Genomic DNA, 23,843 nt, shown 5'->3' on the forward strand with positions numbered 1-23,843 from the left:
CCGCCTGAAACCCCAAACAAGACGTCAAATCCCCCGCAAACAAGCGAACAACCGCCGCAACCCCGCCGCCGCAAGCTTTTGCTCATGACTGCGCAACAGGTCCCTTGTGGGAGAAGGTGGCCGAGCGAAGATCGGTCGGATGAGGGGTGTTGGACGGATCGCTACCTTGATGGCGTAAGTGCTTAAAATCGCGTCTACATTTCCTCCGCCGCGTTCCTTCCAGCACCCTCATCCGGCTCGGCGCTGTGCGCCGATCCACCTTCTCCCACAAGGGGAGAAGGCAACAAGCGCCCGTCAATACCCCAGCAGTTCCTTGAGCGGGATGACGCGGAAGACGTTCTTGATGGCGTAGCGGTTGAAGGTCAGCGTCTTGGGCGGATTGTATTGCTCGACGATCAGCTCGGCGGCGGTGCGCTTGACCAGCTTCTTGATGAAGGCCTTGCCGTTTTGCTCGTTCTCCTCGGGCAGCGTCTCGATCACCACATGGTCGCCGGGCACGGCCTCGCGGCCGCCGCAATAGATCATCTCGCCGGGCTCGTAGCGCGGCACCATCGAATCGCTCAGCACGTGCAGCGCAAACACGTTGCGCAGATGCCGGATCCCCGGCGGCCGCTGGACATAGCCGGCCGGCTGGCCGTTGAAGGTGAAGTCGCCATCGTCGCCGCCGACGGCGGTGCCGAGAAGCTGGATGTCCATCGGCCCGGCGGGCAGGGGGCCGGGATCGGTGACGATCTCGGCATCGGCAACCGGCCCGGCATCTTCGAGGAAGACGACCTCGCCCTTGCCGAGCGCCACCGGGTCGACGCGCAGGAAGGCGGCGGTCTTCAAAAGGTTCTCGGTCTTGGGCAGGTTGCGCCCGGTTTCCCAATTGCCGACGGCAGCGACGTCGGTGTCGTTGTGCTCGGCAATGTGGCGCATCACCAGGCCGCGCTGCTTGCGCGCCCGGCGGATCGCCGCCCCGACCTTGATCGACAGTGCAGTTTTCACCATGGCTCCATCTGAGGCACAAGATTCGGTTTCGTCTATGCAAGAATCACTTGCATTACGGATTGAGTTATGCTCTTATACGGCCATGCACAAGTCGCTCCGCCAGCTTTCGGTCCTCGAACCCGCCCTTCAGCGCCAAGGAGGCGGCCGCGGCAGTCATGTGCCAACCTTTTCGCCTTCGTCCTGGCTGTCCTCCTCCCCGGCCGGGACGATGCCCGAGGCTCGCGCCTCGGATCCGGCAGCGCAAGCGGCCGGAACGGCCGGAGCCGTTCCCCTCACGGCTCCGGCCACGAATTGCCTGCCGGCCGGCAATGCGGATGCCGCAGTTTCCTGCATCCGCACCGAAGACGGCACGGTCATCGCCTTCGACAAGCGGGCGGGCAAGGCAGTCTCCGGCGCAACAAGGCAGGCGGCCGGGATGAAGCTCGATAGCAGGCCACGCGAGGGCTGACCGGCTTTCGAGCCTGAGGCCGGCGAAGCCGGCGCCACACAACCACCTTTGCAGGGAATAAAACGTCATGGCCGCCCGCTATTCCCCCTCCGAATTGGAACAAATCGAGAACTGGCTGATGAGTGGGCTGTCGGCCGCGAAGATCGCCGCCCGGCTGAGTGCGCAGCGCGGCCGCCCGGCCTCGCGCGCGGCGATCATCGGCATCGTCCACCGCACCGCCCGTCTGCACGCCATCGGCCTTGCCAGATCCAAGGGCTGGTGTAGCGGACGGTCGGGCGGCCGGCATGGAAAATCGGCGCCAGAGCCGTCGAACCCCGCCGGCCAGGCAGGGGCAGTACCGGCCGAGCACCACTGCCGCCCGGCAAGGCTGTCGGCCAGGCTGGCACCGCCGGCCTGGCAGCCGGGTCCGGTTCGGATCACGGGGTCCGATGGCGAGCCGCTCGAAATGCCGGCGCCGCGCCCGATCGCCGCCGGCGGCCGCCAGCCGCACTTCGTCGCCATGCGCTTCATCGATTGCCTGTTCGACCGCTGCCGCGCGCCGCTCGACACGACGCCGCAGGAGGATGCGGGAAACGACGCCCCCGGCAGCCGCCCCGGTTTGGACATGCTGTGCTGCGGGCTGCGCACAAGGCCTTCGAAAAGCTACTGCGCCTATCACGCGGCGCGCTTCCTGCGCACGCTGCCGGCCAAAGCTATTTGAGCCCCGCTGGATACGGAAATTCGCCAGAGCCCGACGACAGACCAGGAGGACAGAGCCGATGAGCAACAAAACCGCCCAAAAGACCAAAGCCAGGCTACCGCGATTGCCGAAGGGCGAGGCCGAGCAGGTGCGCATCCGCAAGGAGATCGGCCATGATTTCGCGCTGCAGGACGACCGGTTCGGCCGCAAGCGGCTGGCCAAGGGAACGCAGGAGGCGGCGCGCCTCTATGAGGTTTCCAATGACGGCCACACCGCGACCGGCGGCATCGTGCGGGTGCGCAATGTCGACCCGCTGACCGGCCTCACCTCGTTGTCGCGCCAGCAACGCGAGGCAGGCATGCGCTACCGCCAGGATTTCCGCAACTCGTCGGAGGCAAGCGCCAAGCCGATGGCCTGGGCCGAGCGCGTCGACGGCGGCCGCACTGGCAGCGGTGTCGCCGATCACATCCTGTCCGCCGGCCGCGACCATGCCGAGGCCACGAGGGCGCTTGCCCATTGGGAGATCGCCGGCATCGTGCAAAAGGTCTGCTGTGCCGACGCAACGGTGAAGAGCCTGGCCGAACAGGCCGGCGAGCCGCGCGACGTGGTGGTGAAACTACTCAAGATCGGGCTCGACATTTTGGCCGTGCACTACGGCATGATGCTGATGCGCAAGCCGCGGTGAGGAGCTCCACCGATCCGGCCGGCACTGCCGGCCGGATCGATCCGTCAACGACGGCAGACACGGATTCTTTCGATAACCCGGTGGTGATGACGCCAGTGCTTGACGACTTCCGTGTGGCAGCGCCGGTGATACCGGTAGCGTGGCCTGTAGTCCTCGTCATAGACGTCATAGCGGTAACGGGGGACGTACTCATCGTCGTAATCGGAATACCGATGATGGCGATAATAATAGTCGTCGTCATAGCCGTTGCCGATGCCGATCGTGACACTACCGCCGGCATTGGCCGGGCCGATCACGGAAGCCGCCGAGGCGATGGCGATCACCGAGGCAAGCAGGAGCTTCTTCATAGCTACCTCCTTCTTTAACGTCCCTCTAATAGAAAAACCCCCGAGGGGCAGGCTCGTTCCACAAATTTGCAAGATGCCACGAACCGAGAGCCCCAAATTAGCGCCGGCGGGGGCGAAAACGCGTCTGGCTGTGCGCCAGGGTGGGGCCGCCGACGCAAGCCCCGAGCGGGTTGTGGTCCGCGCCCTATGTATCCCGTCAAACAGCGACAAATTGGCCAGCGCCAGTCCCGTCACCTTGCCGATCTACAGAACATGGCCCAGTTCCAGCAAAACGAAAGCCGTCGCGCCCAGCACAGCGAGGGCGTAGGCCGCATAAAGAACAAGCAGCATCACCTCAAAGTCCCGGACGAAACTTGCGGCAATCCTGGTCTCCTGAGGTTCCGCTTTCTCGATGCCGTCGGTTTCCAGCTGCTCCGTTGCCACGACGAGGCAGACGATCCTGTCGTTTTCGGCCGCCTGTAATATTCGTTCGGTCAAATCGACGGCAATCACTGGATCATCGGCCAACTGATCTCGCGATAGCCAGCTTTCAGTGACAGTCTGGATTTCACGCTTTTTCACGCATGCATAATTGCGCCAACTAAATTAGGTTCCACTAAAATACATGGAATGCATCGACCCAATCGCGATGTGATGAGGCGTGGCCCTCCTGGGCGGCGAACTCCCGCCTGAGGCCCGCATTTGCCGACCGTCGAGGCGAATCTCGATCCGCATCCTCCGATCAAAGGGCGCCGGCTTCTTCATAGGCTGCTACGGTGCGCCATTGCTGGTAGGTCGCAATGCCAAAGCAGCCAAACTCTCATATCGCGAACGCAGCGCCGACGTCTTCAGTGCCGACCGGTTATGACGAAGATCGCATGCTTACTTACATCAGGCTGCTCGACGCGTCGGCTGAAGGGACCGATTGGCGTGAGGTCGCCCGCATCGTTCTGCACATTGATCCGGAGCAGGAGCCGGACAGGGCTTTCCGGGCGTGGGCGACACATCTGGCGCGTGCACGATGGATAACCAGGAAGCGGAACGAGTTGCGCCAATTGCATGATGAGTGGTGGGGATGAGCACCATCTAAGCGGAACCGCCATCCCGGTCTGGCCGTTGAGGGAGGAGGCCAACATGGAAAAGCGACCAATGACTTCTTGGCGAGCCAATACTTTCGAGCTGTGCTGCCTTCTTGCAGTTCCGCTGTCGCTTATCCTTACGGTTTTCCTGGCGGGTCTCATCCTTAGCTAACCCCGCATGGTTGCCGTGTCGGTCAACGTGGCACCAAAGCCCGCCTGAAGGATTTCGGAGGGAAAGGCTGCCGGCGCCGTTACTTCACAGCCGCTGCCATCACATCCGAAAACAGCGCCCGCTCCACCGCCGGCTCCAGCGTCTCGGCAAAAGGCGTTGCCAGATGGTGGCGGTCGCGGAAGGCGAGTTTGCCGTCGATGAAGACGTGGCAGGTGGTCTGGTCGCAGAAGCGGTCGGTCATGTCGATATAGCTGGCGTTGGGTGTCGAGCGCACGATGTCGCGCTCGATCGTGGCGATGTCGTCATTTGCCGCCATGATCCTCGGCGTATCGCATGTCGCGGGCGTCTGTCCCCGCCACAGCGCCCGCGCCACGCATTTGTCGGCGTAGCTTGCATTGTAGGGCACGTCCCTGATGACCGCGACCTTGATGCCGGCCTGGCTGAATGCTTGAAGCGTCCAGGTCAGGCCCGTCCGCCACTGCTCTTGCCAATCGGCGTGCTTTAACTCCTCGGGCGATTCCTTGATCACATTGCCGATCGAGAATTCCGAGATCACCACCAGTTGCGGATTGAGCGCGATGATGTCCTTGACCGACTGCTGGCGCCATTGGTCGCACTCGGTGTAGTCGCGCTTCAGCCGCCAATTCCAGGTCGTCACCCGCGAAGCCCGGCAGGAGGATTTGAGAAAGGTGACGACGCGAAAGTTGTTCTTCTCGGCCGCCTTGATCAGCGGCGTCGACCAATGGTCGGCATGCGAGTCGCCGAACAGCACGACCGAGCGCTGGGCGTCCTTGCGGCCGAACATGCAGGGTTTCGGCTTGACGGTCTCGAAATCGAGCACGCAGCCGCCGTCGCTCGCGCGCACGGTGGAGAGCTGCGCGGCGCTGTCGGCGATGACGTGCTGTTCGGGGCTGAGATTGTGCTCGGCAAAGCGCGCATTGCCATAGGCCGCGACCACGCCGGCGCCGGTCAGCGCGACGGCGGGCACCAGCGCCCGCGCCGCTCCGGCCATCAGCCAGCCGTTGCGGCGGATCGGGTTCTCGATGAAATGATAGGTGAACATCGACAGAAGCAGCGTCAGCGCCGCGCAGGCAAGCCGGTCAAGCGTGGACAGGTTGGGAACCATCATCGCCGCATAGACGATGACCGGCCAATGCCAGAGGTAGAGCGAATAGGAAAGCCGGCCCAGCCATTGCAGGGGCGCCAGCGCCAGCACGGCGCTTGGCAGGTTGCGGCCGCTGCCGCTGAGCAGCAGCAGCACGGTGCCGGCGACAGGCGCCAGCGCATTCACCCCGGGAAAGGGCGAGTCTTCGTCCAGCATCAGATAGGCCCACGCGATCAGCGCCAGCCCGAGGCATGCCTGGAGGGTGGCCAGCAGCGGCCGGTCGCGCCAGATCCTTGCTGGCGCCATGGTGGCGAGGCCGCCGGCGGCGAATTCCCAGGCCCTGAGCGGCGAGAAGTAAAAGGCCCAAGGCTGCGACACTTCGGTCAGCCAGGCGCAGGCGGCGAAGGAGGCTAGGCCTGCGACGCCGATGACGATTATAGCGGTGCGCTTGCCTGGGCGCAGCCATGCGGCGGCAAGAAGCAGCGCCGGCCATGCCAGGTAGAACTGTTCCTCGACCGAGAGCGACCAGAAGTGGATGAAAGGGTTGTTGGTGGCGTCGGCGGCGAAATAGTCAAACGACCAGCGGATCAGCCAGAGGTTGATCATGTAGGCGGAGGCGAACATGGCGCCTTTCGAATAGAGCGCCTGTTCCTCCGGCGACAGGATGAAATAACCCGCGAACAGCGTGGCGAGGATGACGAACAGTGCCGCCGGCAACAGGCGCCGGGCGCGCCGGGCGTAGAAGCGCCAGAGATTCAGCCGCCCGGTTTCGGTGATTTCCGTAACCAGGTGTTTTGTAATCAGGTAGCCGGAGATGACGAAGAAGATGTCGACGCCGGCAAAGCCGCCGGGCAGACCGGAGAGACCAAAATGAAAGGCAATGACACCCGCCACCGCCAGCGCGCGCAGCCCTTCGATGTCAGGCCGAAATGATGCCGACACAGTCACCTCGTGCAAGGAATACCCACCTCGCAGAGGCTCGACCCGATGCGCTGATATTGCAATGCAACAAATCTAACGCAGTGCAACATAGGGGGAGGGCGCGGCTCCTCCAACTCCTGGCGTGGGCGATTCACTCACATGAGCGGTTCAGTCATGAGAGCGATTGATATTGAAGCGAAGCGAAGGGTGCCGAGGCAATCACGCCTTTTTCAAAAACTCGGTCTTCAGCACCAGGCCCTTTACCTGCCTGGTGCTGCATTCGATCTCGCCGGGATTGCCGGTGAGGCGAATGTTCTTCACCAGCATGCCGCGCTTGATCGTCTCCGAGGTGCCTTTGACCTTGAGATCCTTGATCAGGGTCACGGAGTCGCCCTCGTGCAGCGCCGTGCCATTGCTGTCTCTTACGATCGTGTCCGTCATGGCAGGTCTTTCGCGGGGCTCCGGTGCGGAGGTGGTTGGGCCAGTCCCCGGCCTATCCCACGGTTGGCGAGGAGGTCAAGCGGCCGGGTCAAGCCGCGTTGCCGGGGTCAGGTGCATCAGCTATTGACCGGCAGCCATCCCGGCACAATTCAAGACGGAGCCGACCATGACAGACAAGACCATCCTCAAATTCGGCGCCGTCGAGAACGCCGAGACCGGCGATCTCGCGGGATGGGTCGTGGTCGAAGGCGAGCCGACCATGAAGACCGCCGTCCAGCACATTACCGAGGACGGCAAGGTCATGTCGGGGACCTGGCAGGCGAGCCCGGGCACCTATCACGCGACCTACAGCGACTATGAGTTCGTGCACATGATAGCCGGCCGTATCGTCATCACGCCCGACGGCGGCGCGCCTGTCGAAGTCGGCCCCGGCGATGCCTTCGTGGTGGAAGCCGATTTCAAGGGGACGTGGAAGATCATCGAGCCGGTGACCAAGCACTTCGTCGTCAGGATCGGCTGACGCCGAATAGTGCGATTGACGTTTGCGCCCGACTGAACCGAAGGTCCCAAAATGAAGATGGCGGGCATCTGCCCGCCACTGCGATTGTGCTGAACCGACCTGCCTAGTTGGCGCCGCCGAGTTGCTTGGTCATCTTGCAGAAATCGTCATGCTCCTTGGCAATGGCCTCGTCGCCGCATTCCTTCATCATCATCGCCTGGTCCTCTTTGGACATGGCCATCCATGCGGTCTTGAATTCGGCTGCCGGCTTCATGGTCTTCATGCCGGCATCGGTGAAGAAGGGCGACATTTTCTGCGGATCGTCGAGCGCCGAAGTGCCAGTGGCACCGGCGGCAAGCGCTGCGCCGGTCATCATTGAAAGCGCCATCGCGCCCATGCAAAGCATCTTGATGTTCATGATCATTCCTCCTGAGCTGCTGCCTTGAGGTTGTCCATTAGCGATCTACGAAGGAACGGCGTTTTGACCCAAAAGTTCCACGTTCTGGCGCAAGCATGGAACAGGATTGCTGGTGCCGCCATTTATGCAAAAAATTCTACCGTGACGGAATTGCCGCGCTGCCGGCAGCAAGCCAAACGACGGCAAATCAAAGCTTCGCTGTAGGAGAGGCTGCGAAGTTGCACGCCGGCTCAATATGCCCGATCATGGCGATGGCGGGGCGGAGGTATCAAGTGGCGGCAAATAGTCGAAACGGCGCGCACCTGTCGGAGACCCGGCGAGCGAGCATTGTTACCGCGGCCAGGGCGCTTCCGCGCACATCGTTGCCCAGCGTAGCGTCGGTCGTGACGGCCGTCGCGGCGCTCTATTTCGGGCGCGAGGTCTTTCTGCCGATCGCAATCGCCCTGCTGCTTACCTTTGCGCTTGTGCCCATGGTGTCGGCACTCAAGCGAGCCGGCATTCCGCGTCTTCCTGCCGTGATCGCCAGCGTGCTCGGCGCATTCACGGTGCTGGCGCTGTTCTCCTTCATAGTCGCCACGCAGGTCAGTGAACTGGCGCAGAACATCCCGCTTTACCAGGCGAATATCCTGGCCAAGGTCCGGTCGCTCAAGGAATCCGGCGTCGGCGGAGGCATCGTTTCCAGATTGAGCCGGGTGATCGAACGCGTCGGCCAGGAACTCGACAGACCGGAACCCGCGCAACCCGCCGCCGATCAGCCTCTGCGGGAGCCGATCCCGGTCGAAATCGTCGCGCGCGAACGACCGCTGGAGGTTCTCCAGAATCTGATCGGCCCGCTGCTGAGTCCGCTGGCATCGGCCGGACTGATCGTCGTGGTGGTCATATTCATGCTGCTTGAGCGGGAGGACCTGCGCGATCGCTTCATACGCCTCGTCGGCTACGGCGATCTGCATCGAACCACCGAGGCGCTGCAGGATGCCGGCAAGCGCGTCGGCCGCTATCTGCTCATGCAATTGGTCGTGAACATCGTCTATGCCGTTCCGATTGCAATCGGACTTTGGCTGCTGGGCATACCCAATCCATTGCTGTGGGGTTTGCTGGCGCTGGCGCTGCGCTTCGTTCCCTATATCGGCCCGGTTATCGCGACGCTGCTGCCTCTGTTCCTGGCGCTAGCCGTGGCGCCCGGCTGGTCGCTCGTGCTATGGACCGCCGGGCTTTTCGTGGTGGTGGAACTGATCACCGGCAACGTGATCGAACCCTGGCTCTATGGCTCGCGCACCGGGCTGTCGCCATTGGCTATTATCGTTGCGGCGATCTTCTGGACCTGGCTCTGGGGGCCATTGGGCCTCGTTCTGTCGACGCCGCTCACGGTCTGCCTCGTCGTGCTCGGCCGACATGTGCCGCAGTTCGAATTCCTCGACGTTCTGTTCGGCAACGAACCCGTGCTCGAACCGCACGCCCGGCTTTACCAGCGGCTGCTGGCCGGCGATCCCGAGGAAGCGACGGACCATGCCGAGGAGATGCTGGAGGAAGAATATCTGGTCGAGTTCTACGACAAGGTCGCGATTCCCGCACTTCTGCTCGGCGAGCAGGACCGTGTGCGTGGTGTGTTGAGCGATGAGCAACGACAGCAGGTCGCGGGCAGCGCGCTGACGATGGTGGCGAACCTCGACGACAGCGCGCAGGAGGAGGCGGAAGCGGGCGACACTGCCGCGGCCGAGGACAACGGCTCACGCGAGGACAAGCAGGTTCAGGGGGAGGTTCAGGGCGGGGACGACACCGAACTACCGGATGGCACGGGCATGTCGGTGCTGTGCGCCGGAGGGCGCGGCGAACTCGACGACGCGGCTGCCGCCATGCTGGCACAGGTGCTCGAAGTCCAGGGCGCCACGGTGTTGAGAGCGAGCTTCGCCGATATGGAACCGGGGAGCATTCGCCGCCTTGAGCTCGACGCTATCGATACCGCCGTCGTCGGATTTTTGAACCGGAATTCCGTCAAGCACGGCCGGTTCCTGGTCCGTCGGCTGAAACGCGCCAAACCAAGGTTGCGGGTGGGTATCGTGTTGTGGTCGGAACCCGACAGTGACAACCAGGAGGCAGCCGCCAAATTGGCCAATGAGATCAACGCTGATTTCGTCGCACACGGAATGGTCGGTGCGGTGCTCGGTGCGTTGTCCAGCAATCCGCCGGTGGCGCTGAAGACCACCGCCAAACGCCGCATGCGCCGCCTGGCGCAGGCGCGCAAGAAAGAGCCGCTCGCCGCGGCAAAATGAGCGCGGCCAACGACCGCGGCAGTGGGGTTATTACCGTTTTCGCGAAAACGGTAATAACGAAACGGATCAGGTTATCTTCGCAAAGTCGCGCTGAACCGTCCGGACGGTGCCGCGGCAAACGGCGCCAACCCTCATACTGTCCAGAAATAGCGCACCGTATGAAAGAACACCGGGGCGGCGAAGACCAGGCTGTCGGCACGGTCCATCATGCCGCCATGGCCTTCGATCAGGTGGCCCCAGTCCTTGACGCCCTGATCGCGCTTGATGGCGGAGGCGACCAGCCCGCCGAAGAATCCCATCAGGCAGGCGACCAGAGCGACGCCGGCCGCCTGCAGCGGCGAAAACGGCGTCAGGAACGACAGCAGCGCGCCGAGCAGGCTCGATGCCGCCAGCCCGCCGACCAGTCCCTCCCAGGTCTTCGACGGCGAGACCGTCGGCGCCAGGAGGTGGCGGCCGAACAGTTTGCCGAAGATATATTGCAGCACGTCGCTGCCTTGCACGGTGACGATCAGGAAGGCGATCAGCAACAGGTTGCGGCCTTCGAAACCGGGTACTTCGAGTGTTAGCAGCGCCGGCACGTGGCTGACGCAGTAGACCGAGATCATGACCGCCCATTGCTGCGCCGAGACGCGCTCGAGAAAGCGTTCGGTGTCGCCGTGCAGTGCGGTGATCGCCGGCATCAGCAGGAAGCAGTAGACCGGGATGAAGATGGTGAAGAGCCCGTACCAGGCGGTCCACACCAGCCAGTACTGGAACGGGATGACGATGCCGAACATGCCGAGCAGCACCCAGTGGTCGCTGCGGCGGCTGTGTGTCAGCGTCACGAATTCGCGCAGAGCGGCGAAGGAAATCAGCGCGAACAGGATGGTCATGCCGGGGCGGCCGAAGAAGAAGGCAACGGTGATCGCCACCACCATCACCCACCAGGCATTGATGCGCTGGGTGAGGTTGACCAGCGTCGGCGACAACGGTTTTGGCGCGCGCCATGACAAGACGCCGGCGACGACGCTGGCGCTGATCAGCACCGCCAGTAGGCCGACAATCAGAATGAGGGTTTCGTGCATCATCGGCAGCATTTTGCCTTGGTCCTCAATCGTCTCGTTGCGGCCGGGGGTTCAGCGCCAGCAGCGTTTCGCGGGCACGGTCGAGAAAGGCGCGGCGTTCCTCACCCGGTTGAATAGCGATCGGCGCGCCGAAGACGACACGGCAAAGCAGCGGCACCGGCACGAATTGCCCCTTGGGCAGCACCCGCGACATGTTCTCAATCCAGCACGGGATGAGTTCGACATCGGGCCGCGCCATCGACAGATTGTAGAGGCCGGAGCGGAACGGCAGCAGCGGTTCGTCGGTCATGTTGCGCGTGCCTTCGGGAAACAGGATCAGCGAATGGCCCTGATCGAGCACTGACAGCATGATCGAGATCGGGTGCTGCGTTTCATCCGTCCACTGCCGGTGGATCAGCACGGAAGACAGCATGTCCTCGGCAATGAAACGGCGCAGCCGCGTCTTGCCCCAATAATCGGCGGCGGCCACCGCATGGGTACTGGCGCGTTCCTTCTCGCTGAGGCAGGCCGACAGCAGGATGAAATCGCCGTGGCTGGCATGGTTGGCGAAGTAGATGCGCTGTCGGTCCGATGGCTGGCTGCCGTTCCAGATCGGCCGCACGCCGGTGACCGCCCAGGCCAGCGCCGACAGGCCGACCGAGGTCACCGTCTGCAGCAAGGTATAGGTGCTGACACGAAGCTTTGTCATGTACGGGCTCAAAAGAATGCCGCGACGACCGAGGCCGCCGCGAACAGGCCGAACGTGATACGCTGCTTGGCAAGCAGGCGGCGCGTGCCGGCTATCCGCTGGTCGAGCGAGCGGCCGCCGGCCGCCGTGGGTTTCAGCCGCATGCGCGCCAGCACATCGTCGACCGCGGCACCGCCGCCTGCCTCGCTGGCGTGGCTGGCCATCAGCCGGAACAGCAGCGCGTCGAACAAAAGCAGGGCCGAGAGAATGATTGTGGCTATGGCACCCGCTGCGGCGATCAGCCAGGCTACCGCCGACAGCGACGATGTTTGCGGCACTGCCGCCAGGCCGACGACCGGCGCCGCCAGCAAGGCAGCGGCAACCAGCAGCAGCGGCCATGCCACCTGCACCATCAGCCCGGCGGCGAACGTCTCGGCCCTATCTCGAAAGGCGGTCATGCCGGTGCGTCCACGCCAAGATGCACCGGCCGGCCCGCGGCGGCGAGCTTGCCTCGCGCCTGAGCCGGCGTGTCGGCCCGGCCGCTGGCGACCAGCCATTCGGCGACGACGGCGGCGCTGCGCTGGAAGCCAAGCGCACAGCAGACCAGCACCGTGCCCTGGCCCCGCGCCGTCTCGATCGCCGCCACCGCTTGCGCACGCGCCTCGCGAGACGGCGGCAAAAGGTCGACCATGGGCAGGCTCACCCAGCGGATCGAGGCGCCACGCGGCCTTTCCAATTCGCCGGCAAGATCGACCACCGTGCCGAAGGCGTCGGCCTCGGCGGCGGTCGGAAAACGGCCGAGGCAAACACCGTCGGCGATGACGATCTGCGCTGGAAGCTTTCGCGTCCACGCCCACACATTGACCCTGGCAACAAGGCGGTAGGGCCAAAGCAGGAGACGGCTGGCCAGCGACACGCGGCCATCAGCTGTTTTCTGGAACACTTTGGCGCCGGCGCCGGCATAGGCGAAAGCGACGATGGCCAGCGCCAGTGCCGGCCACAACAGGATGAGCCACAGCGCCGAGACCAACGCGCCGGCAGCGGCACTGGCCAGCGCAAGGCTTGCGCCGAGCGCATAGAACAGCGCCAGCCGCCGCGCTTTCGGGTCAACGCTCAGGCGGAAGCCGTCGAATGGCAGCTCGCCGTCGCGCGGAAACAGCCACAGAGCGAAAAGGCCGAGCAGCGCGCCGGTCGGAATGTCGATGAAATGGTGCTGCCACGTCGTCAGCACCGAGGCGCCGATCAGGAAACACCAGACATGCCAGGCGGCGCCGGCGATGCCGGTCAACCTGTGACGCCAATGGTCCCAGATGATGACCAGTAGTGCGATGTGCAGCGACGGCGCCTGGTTGAAGGGCTTGTCGAAGCCGCCGAGCACGGCGAACATGAAACCGGGCAGGCCGCTTGTCTGCGGACGCACGAAGGTCGCCGTCAGCGGGAACAGGATAAAGCAGGCGACGGCGATGATCTGCGCCGTCAGATAGCGGCCGGCGAGGCGGTCGACGCCGTTCTTCGAATTGTTCAACAGCAGCGACAGGCCGTAGAATAGATTGATCGACCAGTAGGGCACGATCGTCCAGGCAAGGAACGGGATGCCATGCTCCCAGCCGAAGACGATGCTGCCGACATCGTCGCGCCGCGACGCCAGCCAGTTGGCGAAGCCGTAGGTGGAGTAGAAGAACGGCGCCAGAAATGCCAGCCACAGCGCGGCGCGCAGGACTATCCCGGGATACGGCTCGCGCGGCAAGGCCGGAAGGGCAGGGGCATCGCGAGGCAAGGCAGAGGCAGGCAAGTCCATGCTCAGACGCGCCGGGCGATCGAAACGGTGAAGATGCCCCACTGGTCGATGCGCTGGTCGAGCTTCTCGAATCCGGCGCCCGCCACCAGCTGGTCCATCTCGGCCTGCGTGCGCCGACGCATCACCCAGGCCTGGCCGCCGCGATGCGAGGTCAGGCTGCGCGCGATCATCTCGAGCTGCGGATGCCAGGGCTGGTTGGTGTAGACGAGCAGGCTTCCGGGCTGCATGGCGCCGGCCAGTCCACCGAGCGAGCGGGCGATCATGGCATTGTCGGAAAACAATTCGTAGAGCCCCGAGACGATGGCGAGATCCGGCGCCGGGTCGAGGCCGGCCAGCATCGTGGCGTCGAAGGCGTCACCTTGATGGAACGAGACGCTCGCCGGCAGCTTGCGCTCGGCGATCAGCTTGCGGCCGAGCGAGATGTTGAGCTCGGAGAAATCCTGCAGCCGCACGCTGGCCGGCGGCTCGGCGCATTTCTGCACAGCATCGAGCACGTAGCGGCCATGGCCGGCGGCGATATCGACGATATGGACCGGCCGGCCGGCGGCCTTCAGCGTCTCAGCGGCACTGCCGATCAGCTCTTCCAGATGCAGCTTGCGCTGGCGGATGCCGCGCCAGCCAATAGCATCGAGAAAGGTGCGGTCGATCATGCGGCCGCCGGGGCCGATGCCCCGCGCATCGTTCTCGTAGACATAGTCGAGCGTCGAGCCGGAATCGAAGCCGGTGGCAATCCCGGTCTTCATGCCGGACGACAGCCATGCGCCCATGCGGATCGAGGCGCGGCTCGTTGCCCAGTAGAGACCTTTGGGTGACAGTAGCGGCAGCGGCGAGGCCAGCCGGTCGGCCTCGTCGCGTGTGTAGCCGGCGCGGTCGGCCCCGGTCAGGTCGAGCGGCTTTTCCGGCGCCGCGAACTGCTTTTCGAGGAAAGGCCTGATCAGGTCGAGTGCCTTGTGGCGGTCGCGCTCGCCCAAAGTGTCGTGGAAGAAGCCGGGCAGCACATGCCGCTCCTTGGCCGGGCTCGCCAGATTGACGAAAAACTCGTGCTGCGGTCCATGCCGCACCACCCAGTCGCTGCCGGAGATCAGAAGCTGTGTCGGCACGGTGATGGCGCGGGCATCGGCGACGATGCGCGCTGCGTGGTCGTAGAGTTCGACCAGGATGTTGGAGGCGATCGGCCGGGTGATCAGTGGGTCGGCGTCGAAGGAGGCGATGCGCTCGGGATCATGCGTCAGGAATTTCGCCTTGACGTAGGAATTGACGAAGAAACGGCCCTTCAGCTTCTGCCACAACGCAATGCCTTGCTTGGCGAAGGGCACGTAGAGCTTGACCGAGAAGGCCGGCGAGGCCAGCACCAGGGCGCGAATGTCAGGCGCATAGTCGTGCACCCAGGCGGCGGCAAGCACGGCGCCGAAGGATTGCGCGATCAACGCTATATCGCGCCGGGCAAAGCCGTCACTGCCGATCTCGCGCACGAAGCAATCGATGTCGCGCACCAGCGCGGCAAACGACGGCGCATAGCCGCGCTCGCCGGCGGAGCGGCCATTGCCACGCGCGTCCCAGGCATAGAAGACGTGGTCGGGCATCTGGAGCTCGTCGACCAGATGCGCCATGCGGCCGCCATGCTCGTGGCCGCGATGGAACAGCAGGATGGCACCCTTGCGATGTTCCGACAGCGCCGGCCAATAGCGATAAAAGATCTCGGTGCCGTCATGGCTCTTGAAGCTGCGCTCCTGCGCCACCCGCTCGACGTTGGCTGGAGCCACGGCGGCAACCGTCTGTTGGTGAAGCATGTTGTTCTCCCTGGCGAGACCGGAATTCAGCTGCCGTTCCCGTTAAGGCCGCCGCGTATCCGGTTGATGGCGGTCACCAGCGAGAGTGTAGCCATGGCCGGAAACACGAGCGGCGTGAGCGCCGGGACCCACAGGCCGGACGCGATAAGCACCGCGAGGATGCCAAGCGCCAGCGCCCGATCGCTTTTGCCGAAGGGGCCGGCATAGTTGCGCCCCGCTCCGGCCGCGATGCCGAGCACGCCGGCGAATTCCGCAATCACCGCCGCGATAGCGAATGCAACGACGCCCCAGGCAGGAAAAATGACGGCAAAGGCCAGGATCAAAGCGAGATCGGAGACAACATCGCAGAGCTCGTTGAGATACATGCCGAGCTTCGAGGCCTGGCCATGTTCCCTTGCCAGCATGCCGTCGATGGCATTCAGCGCCATTCGCGTAAACAGCACGAGCGGCATCAGCAGAAAGACCATGCGGTGGCCGGCAAGGGCTGCCACCACAAGGCCGGTGAAGAGCGAGAGGGCAGCGGCCAGCAGCGTGATCTGGTTGGCGGTGACGCCGGCCCTGGCCAGTCCGTCGGCAAGCGGCCGCAACCTGGCCTGAAAGGCCGGTTTCAGCGCATAAAGCGTCGGCATATGCGAACCCCCCGGCCGCGGTGCAAATAATGTTGGCGAGGATGGTCAATTGGCGCGCAAGACGCAAGGGCGTCGCCCTGCCACTTTTCGACATCCGGATGTGTCGGCGCTAGCTTTCGCTGTTGACATTGTCGCCCGGGAACAGTGCGGGCAAGCTTTGTTCGGCCGCCGCCCAGGCGCGACTGTGGTAACGCCGCAGGATGAGAATGCATGCGGCGAAGACCAGCAGCCCGCAAATCACGCCGAGCGTCATGCCCCCGCCAAACGCGGACTTTACAACGATGCCGGTGAAGACGCCGGCGATGGCGCCATTGATCGTGCCCACCATCCCCGCGGTGGTCATGAAATATTGCAGCGGTGAGGGCCTGAGGCCCTTGTCGACCAGCACCGCCGAGGGATCGTCATGGGTGGAATTGACAAGGTATCTTTGCAGGACGGGCGTCAGCTCGACGAAATAGTGGCGGATCCTGGCCATGCCGCGGGCATGCACCATGTCCTCGATGGCAACCTGCACCGCGCGCGCGAAGGTGACCAGGCCGATGAAGAAAAGGCAAGGCAGCAAGATCAGGCTGAACAGCACGAACGGCCTGCCCATCTCCGTGACCTGCGCGACGAAGGACAAGGCAATGGTTGCGCTCGAGACCGAGGTCAGGAACAGATCGGCTCGCTGGTTCGCTTCCTGAATGGTCGCGGCGCGAGCATTTTGCAGCACGAAATGCTCGGTCGTCAGGCACTGCAGGGCTTGCTGCGCCTGGTCAGGCGGAACCGGAGCGTCGGGAGAACGGGTCATCGACAGTTGCCCCCTCTGCCCGCCGGAACCGGCAGGGCAGAAGGGAGGGTCGTCCTGATGCGAGCCATCAGGACTTGCCGTTGCCGTCGTTGATGGCGATACGCTTGGCCTTGGCCTGGGCGCGCTCCGTCTTCGGCAGCGTTACGCTGAGCACTCCGTTCCGGAACGCGGCGTTCACCTTGCCTTCGTCGACTTCGTAGCCGAGCGGGATACGCCGCTCGAAACGGCCATAGAAGCGTTCGGAGAACTGCCTGTCCTTGTCCTCGGTCTCTTCACGCTTCTCGCCGCGCAGCGTAAGTACGCCGTCATCGAGCAGCAGCTCGATGTCCTTCTCGTCCATGCCGGGGATCTCGGCGGTGACGCGGATCTCCTTTTCGCCATCGGAGATTTCGACACTGGGCCAGCTGACGCGGGCAGCGGAGAAGCCACCGAGCGACGGCAGCCGCGTGTCGAAGCCGCGGAACGCCTCGTCGAACAAGCGGTTCATCTCGCGATGCAGCGTCAGGAAGGGATCGCGATCGCCGTCGCGGAACAGGCTGGGGGCCTGATTGTTCTCCCGGCCCCAGGGAATGAGATCACGAATAGCCATTGCATAGTCTCCTTTCTCGACTGGTGCATTCAGGCAGCCTGCTTGTTTGCTTCGTCTTGCGCGACCTTCGGCCCGGTCTTCGGCGAGGCGACATCGGTCGCGATGGCGATGCGCCGAGGCTTCATCTCCTCGGGCACCTCACGTACCAGATCGATGCTGAGCAGGCCGTTGTCGAGCGTGGCGCCCGCGACCTTGACGTGATCAGCAAGCTCGAAACGGCGGGTAAAGGGCCGTGCGGCGAGGCCATGATGCAGATACTCCGCGTTATCCGGCTCCTTGTGCTGGCCGGAGACAATCAGGAGGTTGGGTTCATGGGTGATTTCGAGGTCGTCCTCGGAAAAGCCAGCGACGGCGATGGTGACGCGGTAGTTGTTCTCGCCGCTGCGCGCGATGTCATAGGGCGGCCACGCGTCGAAAGCCTGCGGGGCATTTTCCAGCAGGTTGAAGACGCGGTCGAAGCCGATGCTCGACCGATAGAGCGGGGAAAAGAGCTGGCGCTCCCTGGTTTCGCCGGCCCCATTTCGGCGACCGGTGCCATCGATCTGGTTATTGTCCGCCGCAAGTCAAGACCCGGCGGCTTTCGCGTTGCCGGTTTTTCGGTCGGTTCGGCGAGGCTGCCAATCTCCCTATTTGCGGCGAGATGTCCGGCAGGAGATTGCCTGTTTGCCAGCTGGCTTCAATCGCCAACGCCGAGTTCCCCGGCGGGTTATTGTCTGCCGCAGGTCAAGACCCAGATTCCTCTGTTGCCGGGGCTCCGTTCCCGGCAATCGCAGATGGAGCTGACCATGACACGCGACGAGATCATTTCTGTGGTGGGCCCGGTCGACGACGCCGTTATCGCCGACATTGCGGCGACAGACGGGACGGTCCAAGAATTGCGTGAGGCCCTGGCCTGGATCGCCGCCGACGAGGCGCTGGTGAACGAGGGCCGACCGCTGCCGACGGCAAGAGTAGCGATGCTGATCGAACTGCTGCAAGGGCCGGACGAGGAGGAATAACCGGCCATTTCCGCGATGCTCTTGAACCGCGCAGAGAGACGAACCATGTCCTTCAGCGGCGCCGGCCGGCCGCCGGTGCCCGCCAGCATGACGTTGCTGCTCAAACAAGAAGACGATCACAAGACACGGAGGAAGTGATGGACGACGTCCGCTTTGCCGAGCCGATCACGTTGAAATTCCAATCCAGCGAGCGCAAGGTCGCCAGCAGTTGGGAAGCCATCGAATGCATGCGCCAGCAGTGGCCGGACCGTGCACGCGGCCGGAGTTGGCGCGCTGCCTATCGGACCTGCCGGGACGCGCTCGACGGTTGGCACACCGCGCGTGATGCGCGCAAGGCCTTCGCCAGGGCGGCGCGCAAGGCCGGGTTGCTCGCATCGGCCCGCAAGCCTGTCGACCACGCCGGCTAGTCCGGACCCCTCCGATATTGTGAGATCCAAAACAAGTGGGGAGAGGCAGCTGCCTTTCCCCCACTCCGGAGACTTTGTCCGCTGTCTAGTGGTACCCACCTGACTTGTACCCACTGACATAAGAGTCCGGCTCGGGATTTCCCTTGGCTACACGCGAAGGAGCGGGATTTTGCTTGGGCCAACTCAGTTAGTCACCGTCGTGAAAAGTTCGAGTACCAATTCCATTCCCACGTTCTGCCTGCATCAGCGGAGAACGCACGGCTGTAAATCGGGGTTTTCGGGTTGCGCTTATCCCAGTGGAATTTCACGATAATGTCCTTGCCGGCCACAACCTCACGGCCGAAGAATTCGCCTTCGTCGCCATTGAACGAGCCCACCTTTCCGTCGTCGAGTTTGCCCGCGTTGCTGTCGGCCCAGTAGATCGTCCAGAGACGCGTCTTTGGATCGAACAATCGCACGGTGAGGCCCTCGAACGGCTTTCCTCCCAACTCCGTATGAAAAATGTCGAAGTTGCCCAAACCCATTAGGATTTGGCGGAACTCTTGGGTCGCGTCGAATTCCTCCCACTCGTCGCTGCCGGCCAGCGGTTCCTTCAACGTACGGTTCCTGATGTTCCAGTTGCCCACCAAATAGTCGAAGTCATTTTTGGACGACGTCTGGCTCGCGGTTATCGCAAGTTTCCCGTCCGATGAAAGAGAGAACGCACTCATCTACTCTCCTTTGGATCGACGTCGTGCCAGCACTGCCATCGCCGCGGACATGACGAATGTATGGGCGTTTCTGCGATGACTTCGGCGCGCTTCGCATGTCCAATCGCGGCAACAAGTGGATGGGACGCAACCGCGCGTCGTGAGGCACGCCCGCCGTCGCCTCCATGTTGCAACGCGTAAGCCGAAGACCCGTTCCGGACACGATCCGCTTCGGTTAGCTCCGCCACTCCGTCGCGAAGTCGCGTTGCTCCGCGCTCCACACAGGATTTGCTAACCGCCTTGAATCCCTGAACCGACCGCCCAACCGGATACCAAGTGTCAGATTCTGACCACTAGCGGCTGATCGGCTTGCTCTTCAGTGGACGGTGATGATGCCGTTTACGGCCCGCCATTCGGAGGGCTGGATCAGGTGATGATGGGCGACGCGCACCGAATGCAACGGGCCTTCGATCTCGCGCTCCCAGAAATCAAGGAAATGCTTCAGCGTCGGGAAATCAGGGGCGATATCGTATTCCTGCCAGATATAGAGCTGCAGCAGGCTTCGATGATCGGGTAGGCGGTAATGGATCTCCGCCGTGGTGAGGCCAAACCCTTGCATCTGAAGCTGAAAGTCCCTGCTGGTCATGCAATCTTCCTTCCGTTGAAATCTCCGTCCGCGAAAACGCCTCTTGTTCCACATAGGTTCCAGTCGCGTCGGGAGAGCGACGAATGTGCAAGCAATTACAGTACATTGGCACTCTCATTGGTCGAGTGCTAAAATTTTTGCGTGACCCTCTTGAAAGCAGAAAAAAGCGCGACTAGTTCGTATGCGCGCGATGCCTGATGAAGGGGTCGCGCACCCCGTGCCGGGCCGATATTGCCGGTCCGGTCAGGAGGATCTTCGAAAATCTGTTTGTCCCGAGAGGAGAACGACATGACGTTCCGTCCATTGCACGACCGTATCCTGGTCCGCCGTATCGAGGTCGACGAGAAGACCGCCGGCGGCATCATCATCCCCGACACTGCCAAGGAGAAGCCGCAGGAGGGCGAGGTCATTGCCGCCGGCCCCGGTGCGCGCGACGACAGCGGCCAATTGCAGCCGCTCGATGTCAAGGTCGGCGACCGCATCCTGTTTGGCAAATGGTCCGGCACCGAGATCAAGCTCAATGGCGAGGATCTGCTCATCATGAAAGAGAGCGACGTGCTGGGCGTTATCGAGGGCGCCGGCGAGATGAAGAGGGCTGCCTGAGGGGGGCCTGAACAAGCATTCCAGTCAACGAAAAGCTGCCTATTCGAAGGAGTGATCCAATGGCTGCCAAAGATGTGAAATTTCATACCGAAGCCCGCGAGAAAATGCTGCGCGGCGTCGATATTCTCGCCAATGCGGTGAAGGTAACGCTCGGTCCAAAGGGCCGCAATGTCGTCTTCGATAAGTCGTTCGGCGCGCCGCGCATCACCAAGGACGGCGTGACTGTCGCCAAAGAAATCGAGCTCGAGGACAAGTTCGAGAACATGGGCGCGCAGATGGTGCGCGAGGTCGCCTCGAAGACCAGCGACACCGCAGGCGATGGCACCACGACCGCGACGATTCTTGCTCAGGCCATCGTCAGGGAAGGGGCCAAGGCGGTCGCTGCCGGCATGAACCCGATGGATTTGAAGCGCGGCATCGACAAGGCGGTCGACGCCGTCGTCGCCGACCTGAAATCCAATGCCCGCAAGGTGACCAGGAACGACGAGATCGCCCAGGTCGCCGCCATCTCTGCCAATGGCGATGCCGAGATCGGCCGCTTCCTCGCAGAGGCGATGGAAAGGGTTGGCAATGAGGGTGTCATCACTGTCGAGGAAGCCAAGACCGCTGAGACTGAGTTGGAAGTGGTCGAAGGCATGCAGTTCGACCGTGGCTACCTCTCGCCCTATTTCATCACCAACCAGGATAAGATGCGCGTCGAACTCGAAGAACCCTATGTGCTGATCCACGAGAAGAAGCTGTCCAACCTGCAGGCCATGCTTCCTGTGCTCGAAGCCGCCGTGCAATCCGGCAAGCCGCTGTTGATCATCGCCGAGGACGTCGAAGGCGAGGCGCTGGCGACGCTGGTCGTCAACAAATTGCGCGGCGGCCTGAAGGTTGCGGCCGTCAAGGCGCCGGGCTTCGGTGACCGCCGTAAGGCCATGCTCGAAGACATCGCCATCCTGACCGGCGGCACGGCGATCTCGGAAGACCTCGGCATCAAGCTCGAGAGCGTCACGCTGGAGATGCTCGGCCGCGCCAAGAAGGTGCTGATCGAGAAGGAGAACACCACCATCGTCGACGGTGCCGGCCGCAAGGATGAAATCCAGGCGCGCATCAGCCAAATCAAGGCGCAGATCGAGGAAACCACCTCCGACTACGACCGCGAGAAGCTGCAGGAGCGGTTAGCCAAGCTCGCTGGCGGTGTCGCCGTCATCCGCGTCGGAGGCTCGACCGAGATCGAGGTCAAGGAGCGCAAGGATCGCGTCGACGACGCCATGCATGCCACACGCGCGGCGGTCGAGGAGGGTATCCTGCCCGGCGGCGGCGTGGCGCTGCTGAGGGCGGCGAAGGCGCTCGATAACGTTGTCGTCGACAATCCCGATCAGAAGACCGGTGTCGACATCGTGCGTCGCGCCATCGAAGCGCCGGTGCGCCAGATCGCCGAGAACGCCGGTGCGGAAGGTTCGATCATCGTCGGCAAGCTGCGCGAGACGACCGACTTCGGCTATGGCTGGAACGCCCAGACCAACGAGTTCGGCGACCTGTACGGGCAGGGCGTCATCGATCCGGCCAAGGTCGTTCGCTCTGCGCTGCAGGGTGCCGCCTCTGTTGCCGGCCTGCTGGTGACGACCGAGGCGATGGTGGCCGAGAAGCCGAAGAAGGAAACGCCCATGCCTCCGATGCCCGGCGGTGGCGGCATGGACTTCTAAGATCAGGCTTTCAAAGCGAGATTTCGAAACGGCAGATGGGCCGTGTCCGCCAACGCGGGCACGGGCTTGCCGGTTCGGGTCGAATGCTGAGCAGGTGTTGCCATGGATATGACGGACAGTTTTGGGAAGATCGCGGCGCCGACCCGCCCGAAGAACGATTTCAACTATGAAACCGATTGCAGGGAGGCGCTGGCGCCTTTGGTCGACGGCCTGCTGGATATGGCCGAGTCGGCCGGCTGGGACCGCCGCAAGGCTGCCTACACGCTGATGTTTTTGTCGGCTCAACGCGTGGGAGCCGGCAAGGAAGGAGCGTAAATGATCGCGGCGCGGATGCGCGATTGCCTGCTCTAGTGGGGAAATTGGCAGCTTCGCCGACAGCGCTCTAAGCCATCGGTAGTAACCGGCGCATAATCAGCGAGGCGTGGCCGCCCACCCCGTGTGCAGCCGGCCGGCGCTCGACCACTTCGAAACCGTGCTTGCGATAAAAGGCGATTGCCCGGTCGTTGCCCTCGATCACCTCCAGCGCGATGCTGGGAATCCCCGCATGCGCTGCAAGAACCGCGTGCAAAAGATCGGCCGCCAGCCCGGTGCCGTACTCGCTTTTGTCGATATGGAGCCGCTCGAGCATGACATCGCCCTTGTTGCCCATCGCGGCCATCGCGTAGCCGGCGAGCGAGCCGTCCGCCCGCTCGGCCACGAACCACATCTTGCTGTCGTCCCCGAGCTCGGTCACCAGCCGCTCCGGCGCGTGCTTCTCATCCGACAGCCGTGCCGTGGTCTCGGCACCCAGGATTGGCGAATAGGTGTGGCGCCAGGATTGGCCCAGCAGCCGCGATACCGAGGGCACGTCCTGACGTCGTCGTTCCAGAAGCGCAGGATAGTCCAGCCGCTGCTCTCCAAATAGGCGCTGCGTATCCTATCCCGCTCGGTGTGCTCAACGTCGGCGTGCTGGCTGCCATCGACCTCGACGATGAGGCCGTGCGTCGGGCAGGCAAAATCCACAATGTAGGGTCCAATCGGCACCTGCCGGCGAAAGCTCAAATCCATGAGCCGATGCGCGCGAAGCTCATTCCACAGTTTCAGCTCGGCGTCGGTCATCGCGCGACGCATGGATTTTGCATTCTTGCGCTGGCGTGACGGAACGAGATCGTGCCCCACTAGGCGCTCCTGTCTTCGTGATTGGCGAAGTCATGGGTGACGGCCGATCTCCCCCCTTGCGGGGGAGATGCCCGGCAGGGCAGAGGGGGTGCTGTCCCGCCAGCTTGTCAGCCATTTGCAGTCTAATCCTCCTGCTGGAATGGGCTTGGAAGCGGCTTACATTGAGACGTTGGCGATCCTTCCCACCCCCCTCTGTCCTGCCGGACATCTCCCCCGCAAGGGGGGAGATTGGCTGTTGCCAGCGCTTTCGCCAACCTCTTGCTGCCTTGCAGCGAAAATCGTCGCCCCCGC

29 protein-coding genes are annotated in these 23,843 nt (G+C 63.3%); 10 read left to right on the forward strand and 19 right to left on the reverse strand.

Annotation, left to right across the window (positions count from 1 at the left end):
• Positions 1–294: 294 nt before the first annotated feature.
• A complete protein-coding gene (locus NKH05_RS18245; protein WP_023722940.1) occupies positions 295–990 on the reverse strand; it encodes an XRE family transcriptional regulator in 696 nt (231 codons plus the stop codon).
• Positions 991–1,198: 208 nt separating this feature from the next.
• On the opposite strand from NKH05_RS18245, the gene NKH05_RS18250 reads away from it, so the two are divergent.
• From NKH05_RS18250 to NKH05_RS18260, 3 genes are all read left to right on the forward strand, one after another.
• Positions 1,199–1,438: a hypothetical protein gene (locus NKH05_RS18250; protein ID WP_245278786.1), complete on the forward strand. Its 240-nt coding sequence runs from the start codon at positions 1,199–1,201 to the stop codon at positions 1,436–1,438.
• Between the two features lie 67 nt (positions 1,439–1,505).
• Complete coding sequence (locus NKH05_RS18255) at positions 1,506–2,138, forward strand: GcrA cell cycle regulator (RefSeq protein ID WP_352496051.1); 633 nt, start codon at positions 1,506–1,508, stop codon at positions 2,136–2,138.
• A gap of 58 nt (positions 2,139–2,196) precedes the next feature.
• Positions 2,197–2,802 (forward strand): DUF6456 domain-containing protein, encoded by a 606-nt coding sequence (locus NKH05_RS18260; protein ID WP_352592746.1) that lies wholly within the window; start codon positions 2,197–2,199, stop codon positions 2,800–2,802.
• A gap of 44 nt (positions 2,803–2,846) precedes the next feature.
• Here NKH05_RS18260 and NKH05_RS18265 read toward each other — a convergent pair whose 3' ends face one another.
• Complete coding sequence (locus tag NKH05_RS18265; RefSeq protein ID WP_352457316.1) at positions 2,847–3,149, reverse strand: hypothetical protein; 303 nt, start codon at positions 3,147–3,149, stop codon at positions 2,847–2,849.
• Between the two features lie 243 nt (positions 3,150–3,392).
• Positions 3,393–3,710: a hypothetical protein gene (locus NKH05_RS18270; protein WP_031195373.1), complete on the reverse strand. Its 318-nt coding sequence runs from the start codon at positions 3,708–3,710 to the stop codon at positions 3,393–3,395.
• Positions 3,711–4,006: 296 nt separating this feature from the next.
• Here NKH05_RS18270 and NKH05_RS18275 point away from each other — a divergent pair, with 296 nt between their 5' ends.
• Complete coding sequence (locus NKH05_RS18275) at positions 4,007–4,207, forward strand: hypothetical protein (RefSeq protein ID WP_023722946.1); 201 nt, start codon at positions 4,007–4,009, stop codon at positions 4,205–4,207.
• A 251-nt stretch (positions 4,208–4,458) separates the two neighbouring features.
• Here NKH05_RS18275 and NKH05_RS18280 read toward each other — a convergent pair whose 3' ends face one another.
• Entirely contained in the window at positions 4,459–6,426 is a 1,968-nt protein-coding gene (locus NKH05_RS18280) for an acyltransferase family protein (protein ID WP_031195376.1), read from the reverse strand.
• 198 nt (positions 6,427–6,624) lie between these two features.
• The gene (locus NKH05_RS18285; RefSeq protein WP_023722948.1) at positions 6,625–6,846 is read right to left on the reverse strand and encodes an alkylphosphonate utilization protein; all 222 of its coding nucleotides are present in this window, start codon (positions 6,844–6,846) and stop codon (positions 6,625–6,627) included.
• Between the two features lie 166 nt (positions 6,847–7,012).
• Here NKH05_RS18285 and NKH05_RS18290 point away from each other — a divergent pair, with 166 nt between their 5' ends.
• Positions 7,013–7,366, forward strand: coding sequence for a cupin domain-containing protein (locus NKH05_RS18290; protein ID WP_023722949.1), 354 nt, complete (start codon positions 7,013–7,015; stop codon positions 7,364–7,366).
• Positions 7,367–7,469: 103 nt separating this feature from the next.
• On the opposite strand, the gene NKH05_RS18295 is transcribed toward NKH05_RS18290, so the two are convergent.
• Positions 7,470–7,763, reverse strand: coding sequence for a hypothetical protein (locus NKH05_RS18295; protein ID WP_352481646.1), 294 nt, complete (start codon positions 7,761–7,763; stop codon positions 7,470–7,472).
• A gap of 272 nt (positions 7,764–8,035) precedes the next feature.
• On the opposite strand from NKH05_RS18295, the gene NKH05_RS18300 reads away from it, so the two are divergent.
• The gene (locus NKH05_RS18300) at positions 8,036–10,033 is read left to right on the forward strand and encodes an AI-2E family transporter (protein ID WP_502905894.1); all 1,998 of its coding nucleotides are present in this window, start codon (positions 8,036–8,038) and stop codon (positions 10,031–10,033) included.
• A 131-nt stretch (positions 10,034–10,164) separates the two neighbouring features.
• Here NKH05_RS18300 and NKH05_RS18305 read toward each other — a convergent pair whose 3' ends face one another.
• From NKH05_RS18305 to NKH05_RS18345, 9 genes are all read right to left on the reverse strand, one after another.
• Positions 10,165–11,100, reverse strand: coding sequence for a phosphatidate cytidylyltransferase (locus NKH05_RS18305; protein WP_352481711.1), 936 nt, complete (start codon positions 11,098–11,100; stop codon positions 10,165–10,167).
• A gap of 22 nt (positions 11,101–11,122) precedes the next feature.
• A complete protein-coding gene (locus NKH05_RS18310; protein WP_352481645.1) occupies positions 11,123–11,785 on the reverse strand; it encodes a lysophospholipid acyltransferase family protein in 663 nt (220 codons plus the stop codon).
• An 8-nt stretch (positions 11,786–11,793) separates the two neighbouring features.
• Complete coding sequence (locus tag NKH05_RS18315; protein WP_031195380.1) at positions 11,794–12,222, reverse strand: hypothetical protein; 429 nt, start codon at positions 12,220–12,222, stop codon at positions 11,794–11,796.
• A complete protein-coding gene (locus tag NKH05_RS18320) occupies positions 12,219–13,562 on the reverse strand; it encodes a phosphatase PAP2/dual specificity phosphatase family protein (RefSeq protein WP_352481644.1) in 1,344 nt (447 codons plus the stop codon). The genes NKH05_RS18315 and NKH05_RS18320 overlap by 4 nt, the downstream gene beginning before the upstream one ends.
• A gap of 2 nt (positions 13,563–13,564) precedes the next feature.
• Complete coding sequence (locus tag NKH05_RS18325) at positions 13,565–15,352, reverse strand: bifunctional alpha/beta hydrolase/class I SAM-dependent methyltransferase (protein WP_353025844.1); 1,788 nt, start codon at positions 15,350–15,352, stop codon at positions 13,565–13,567.
• A 26-nt stretch (positions 15,353–15,378) separates the two neighbouring features.
• Positions 15,379–15,981, reverse strand: a complete 603-nt coding sequence (locus NKH05_RS18330; RefSeq protein ID WP_023718096.1) for a CDP-alcohol phosphatidyltransferase family protein — start codon at positions 15,979–15,981, stop codon at positions 15,379–15,381.
• A gap of 109 nt (positions 15,982–16,090) precedes the next feature.
• Positions 16,091–16,771 carry a hypothetical protein gene (locus NKH05_RS18335; protein WP_352640930.1) on the reverse strand — a complete coding sequence of 227 codons (681 nt, stop codon included), beginning with the start codon at positions 16,769–16,771 and terminating at the stop codon, positions 16,091–16,093.
• A gap of 67 nt (positions 16,772–16,838) precedes the next feature.
• Entirely contained in the window at positions 16,839–17,360 is a 522-nt protein-coding gene (locus NKH05_RS18340) for an Hsp20/alpha crystallin family protein (protein WP_353025845.1), read from the reverse strand.
• A gap of 29 nt (positions 17,361–17,389) precedes the next feature.
• A complete protein-coding gene (locus tag NKH05_RS18345; protein WP_352857461.1) occupies positions 17,390–17,902 on the reverse strand; it encodes an Hsp20 family protein in 513 nt (170 codons plus the stop codon).
• Between the two features lie 593 nt (positions 17,903–18,495).
• Here NKH05_RS18345 and NKH05_RS18350 point away from each other — a divergent pair.
• A complete protein-coding gene (locus NKH05_RS18350; protein ID WP_023718100.1) occupies positions 18,496–18,765 on the forward strand; it encodes a DUF982 domain-containing protein in 270 nt (89 codons plus the stop codon).
• A 191-nt stretch (positions 18,766–18,956) separates the two neighbouring features.
• On the opposite strand, the gene NKH05_RS18355 is transcribed toward NKH05_RS18350, so the two are convergent.
• On the reverse strand, positions 18,957–19,475 hold the full coding sequence (locus NKH05_RS18355) for a hypothetical protein (RefSeq protein WP_352857443.1): 519 nt from the start codon (positions 19,473–19,475) through the stop codon (positions 18,957–18,959).
• Positions 19,476–19,830: 355 nt separating this feature from the next.
• On the reverse strand, positions 19,831–20,100 hold the full coding sequence (locus tag NKH05_RS18360) for an usg protein (RefSeq protein ID WP_023718102.1): 270 nt from the start codon (positions 20,098–20,100) through the stop codon (positions 19,831–19,833).
• 288 nt (positions 20,101–20,388) lie between these two features.
• Between NKH05_RS18360 and NKH05_RS18365 the strand changes: the two genes are divergently transcribed.
• The 3 genes from NKH05_RS18365 (at position 20,389) to NKH05_RS18375 (ending at position 22,709) form a co-directional block, all read left to right on the forward strand.
• The gene (locus NKH05_RS18365) at positions 20,389–20,703 is read left to right on the forward strand and encodes a co-chaperone GroES (protein ID WP_023718103.1); all 315 of its coding nucleotides are present in this window, start codon (positions 20,389–20,391) and stop codon (positions 20,701–20,703) included.
• A gap of 59 nt (positions 20,704–20,762) precedes the next feature.
• Positions 20,763–22,394: a chaperonin GroEL gene (gene groL, locus NKH05_RS18370; RefSeq protein WP_352857445.1), complete on the forward strand. Its 1,632-nt coding sequence runs from the start codon at positions 20,763–20,765 to the stop codon at positions 22,392–22,394.
• A gap of 102 nt (positions 22,395–22,496) precedes the next feature.
• The gene (locus tag NKH05_RS18375) at positions 22,497–22,709 is read left to right on the forward strand and encodes a hypothetical protein (protein WP_353025847.1); all 213 of its coding nucleotides are present in this window, start codon (positions 22,497–22,499) and stop codon (positions 22,707–22,709) included.
• 67 nt (positions 22,710–22,776) lie between these two features.
• On the opposite strand, the gene NKH05_RS18380 is transcribed toward NKH05_RS18375, so the two are convergent.
• Both NKH05_RS18380 and NKH05_RS18385 read right to left on the reverse strand, forming a co-directional pair.
• Positions 22,777–23,241: a GNAT family N-acetyltransferase gene (locus tag NKH05_RS18380; protein ID WP_353025849.1), complete on the reverse strand. Its 465-nt coding sequence runs from the start codon at positions 23,239–23,241 to the stop codon at positions 22,777–22,779.
• Positions 23,124–23,552: an endonuclease domain-containing protein gene (locus NKH05_RS18385; protein WP_353025851.1), complete on the reverse strand. Its 429-nt coding sequence runs from the start codon at positions 23,550–23,552 to the stop codon at positions 23,124–23,126. The genes NKH05_RS18380 and NKH05_RS18385 overlap by 118 nt, the downstream gene beginning before the upstream one ends.
• Between the last annotated feature and the right edge of the window lie 291 nt (positions 23,553–23,843).

Source organism: Mesorhizobium sp. M1399, assembly GCF_040317735.1.
GTDB lineage: Bacteria > Pseudomonadota > Alphaproteobacteria > Rhizobiales > Rhizobiaceae > Mesorhizobium.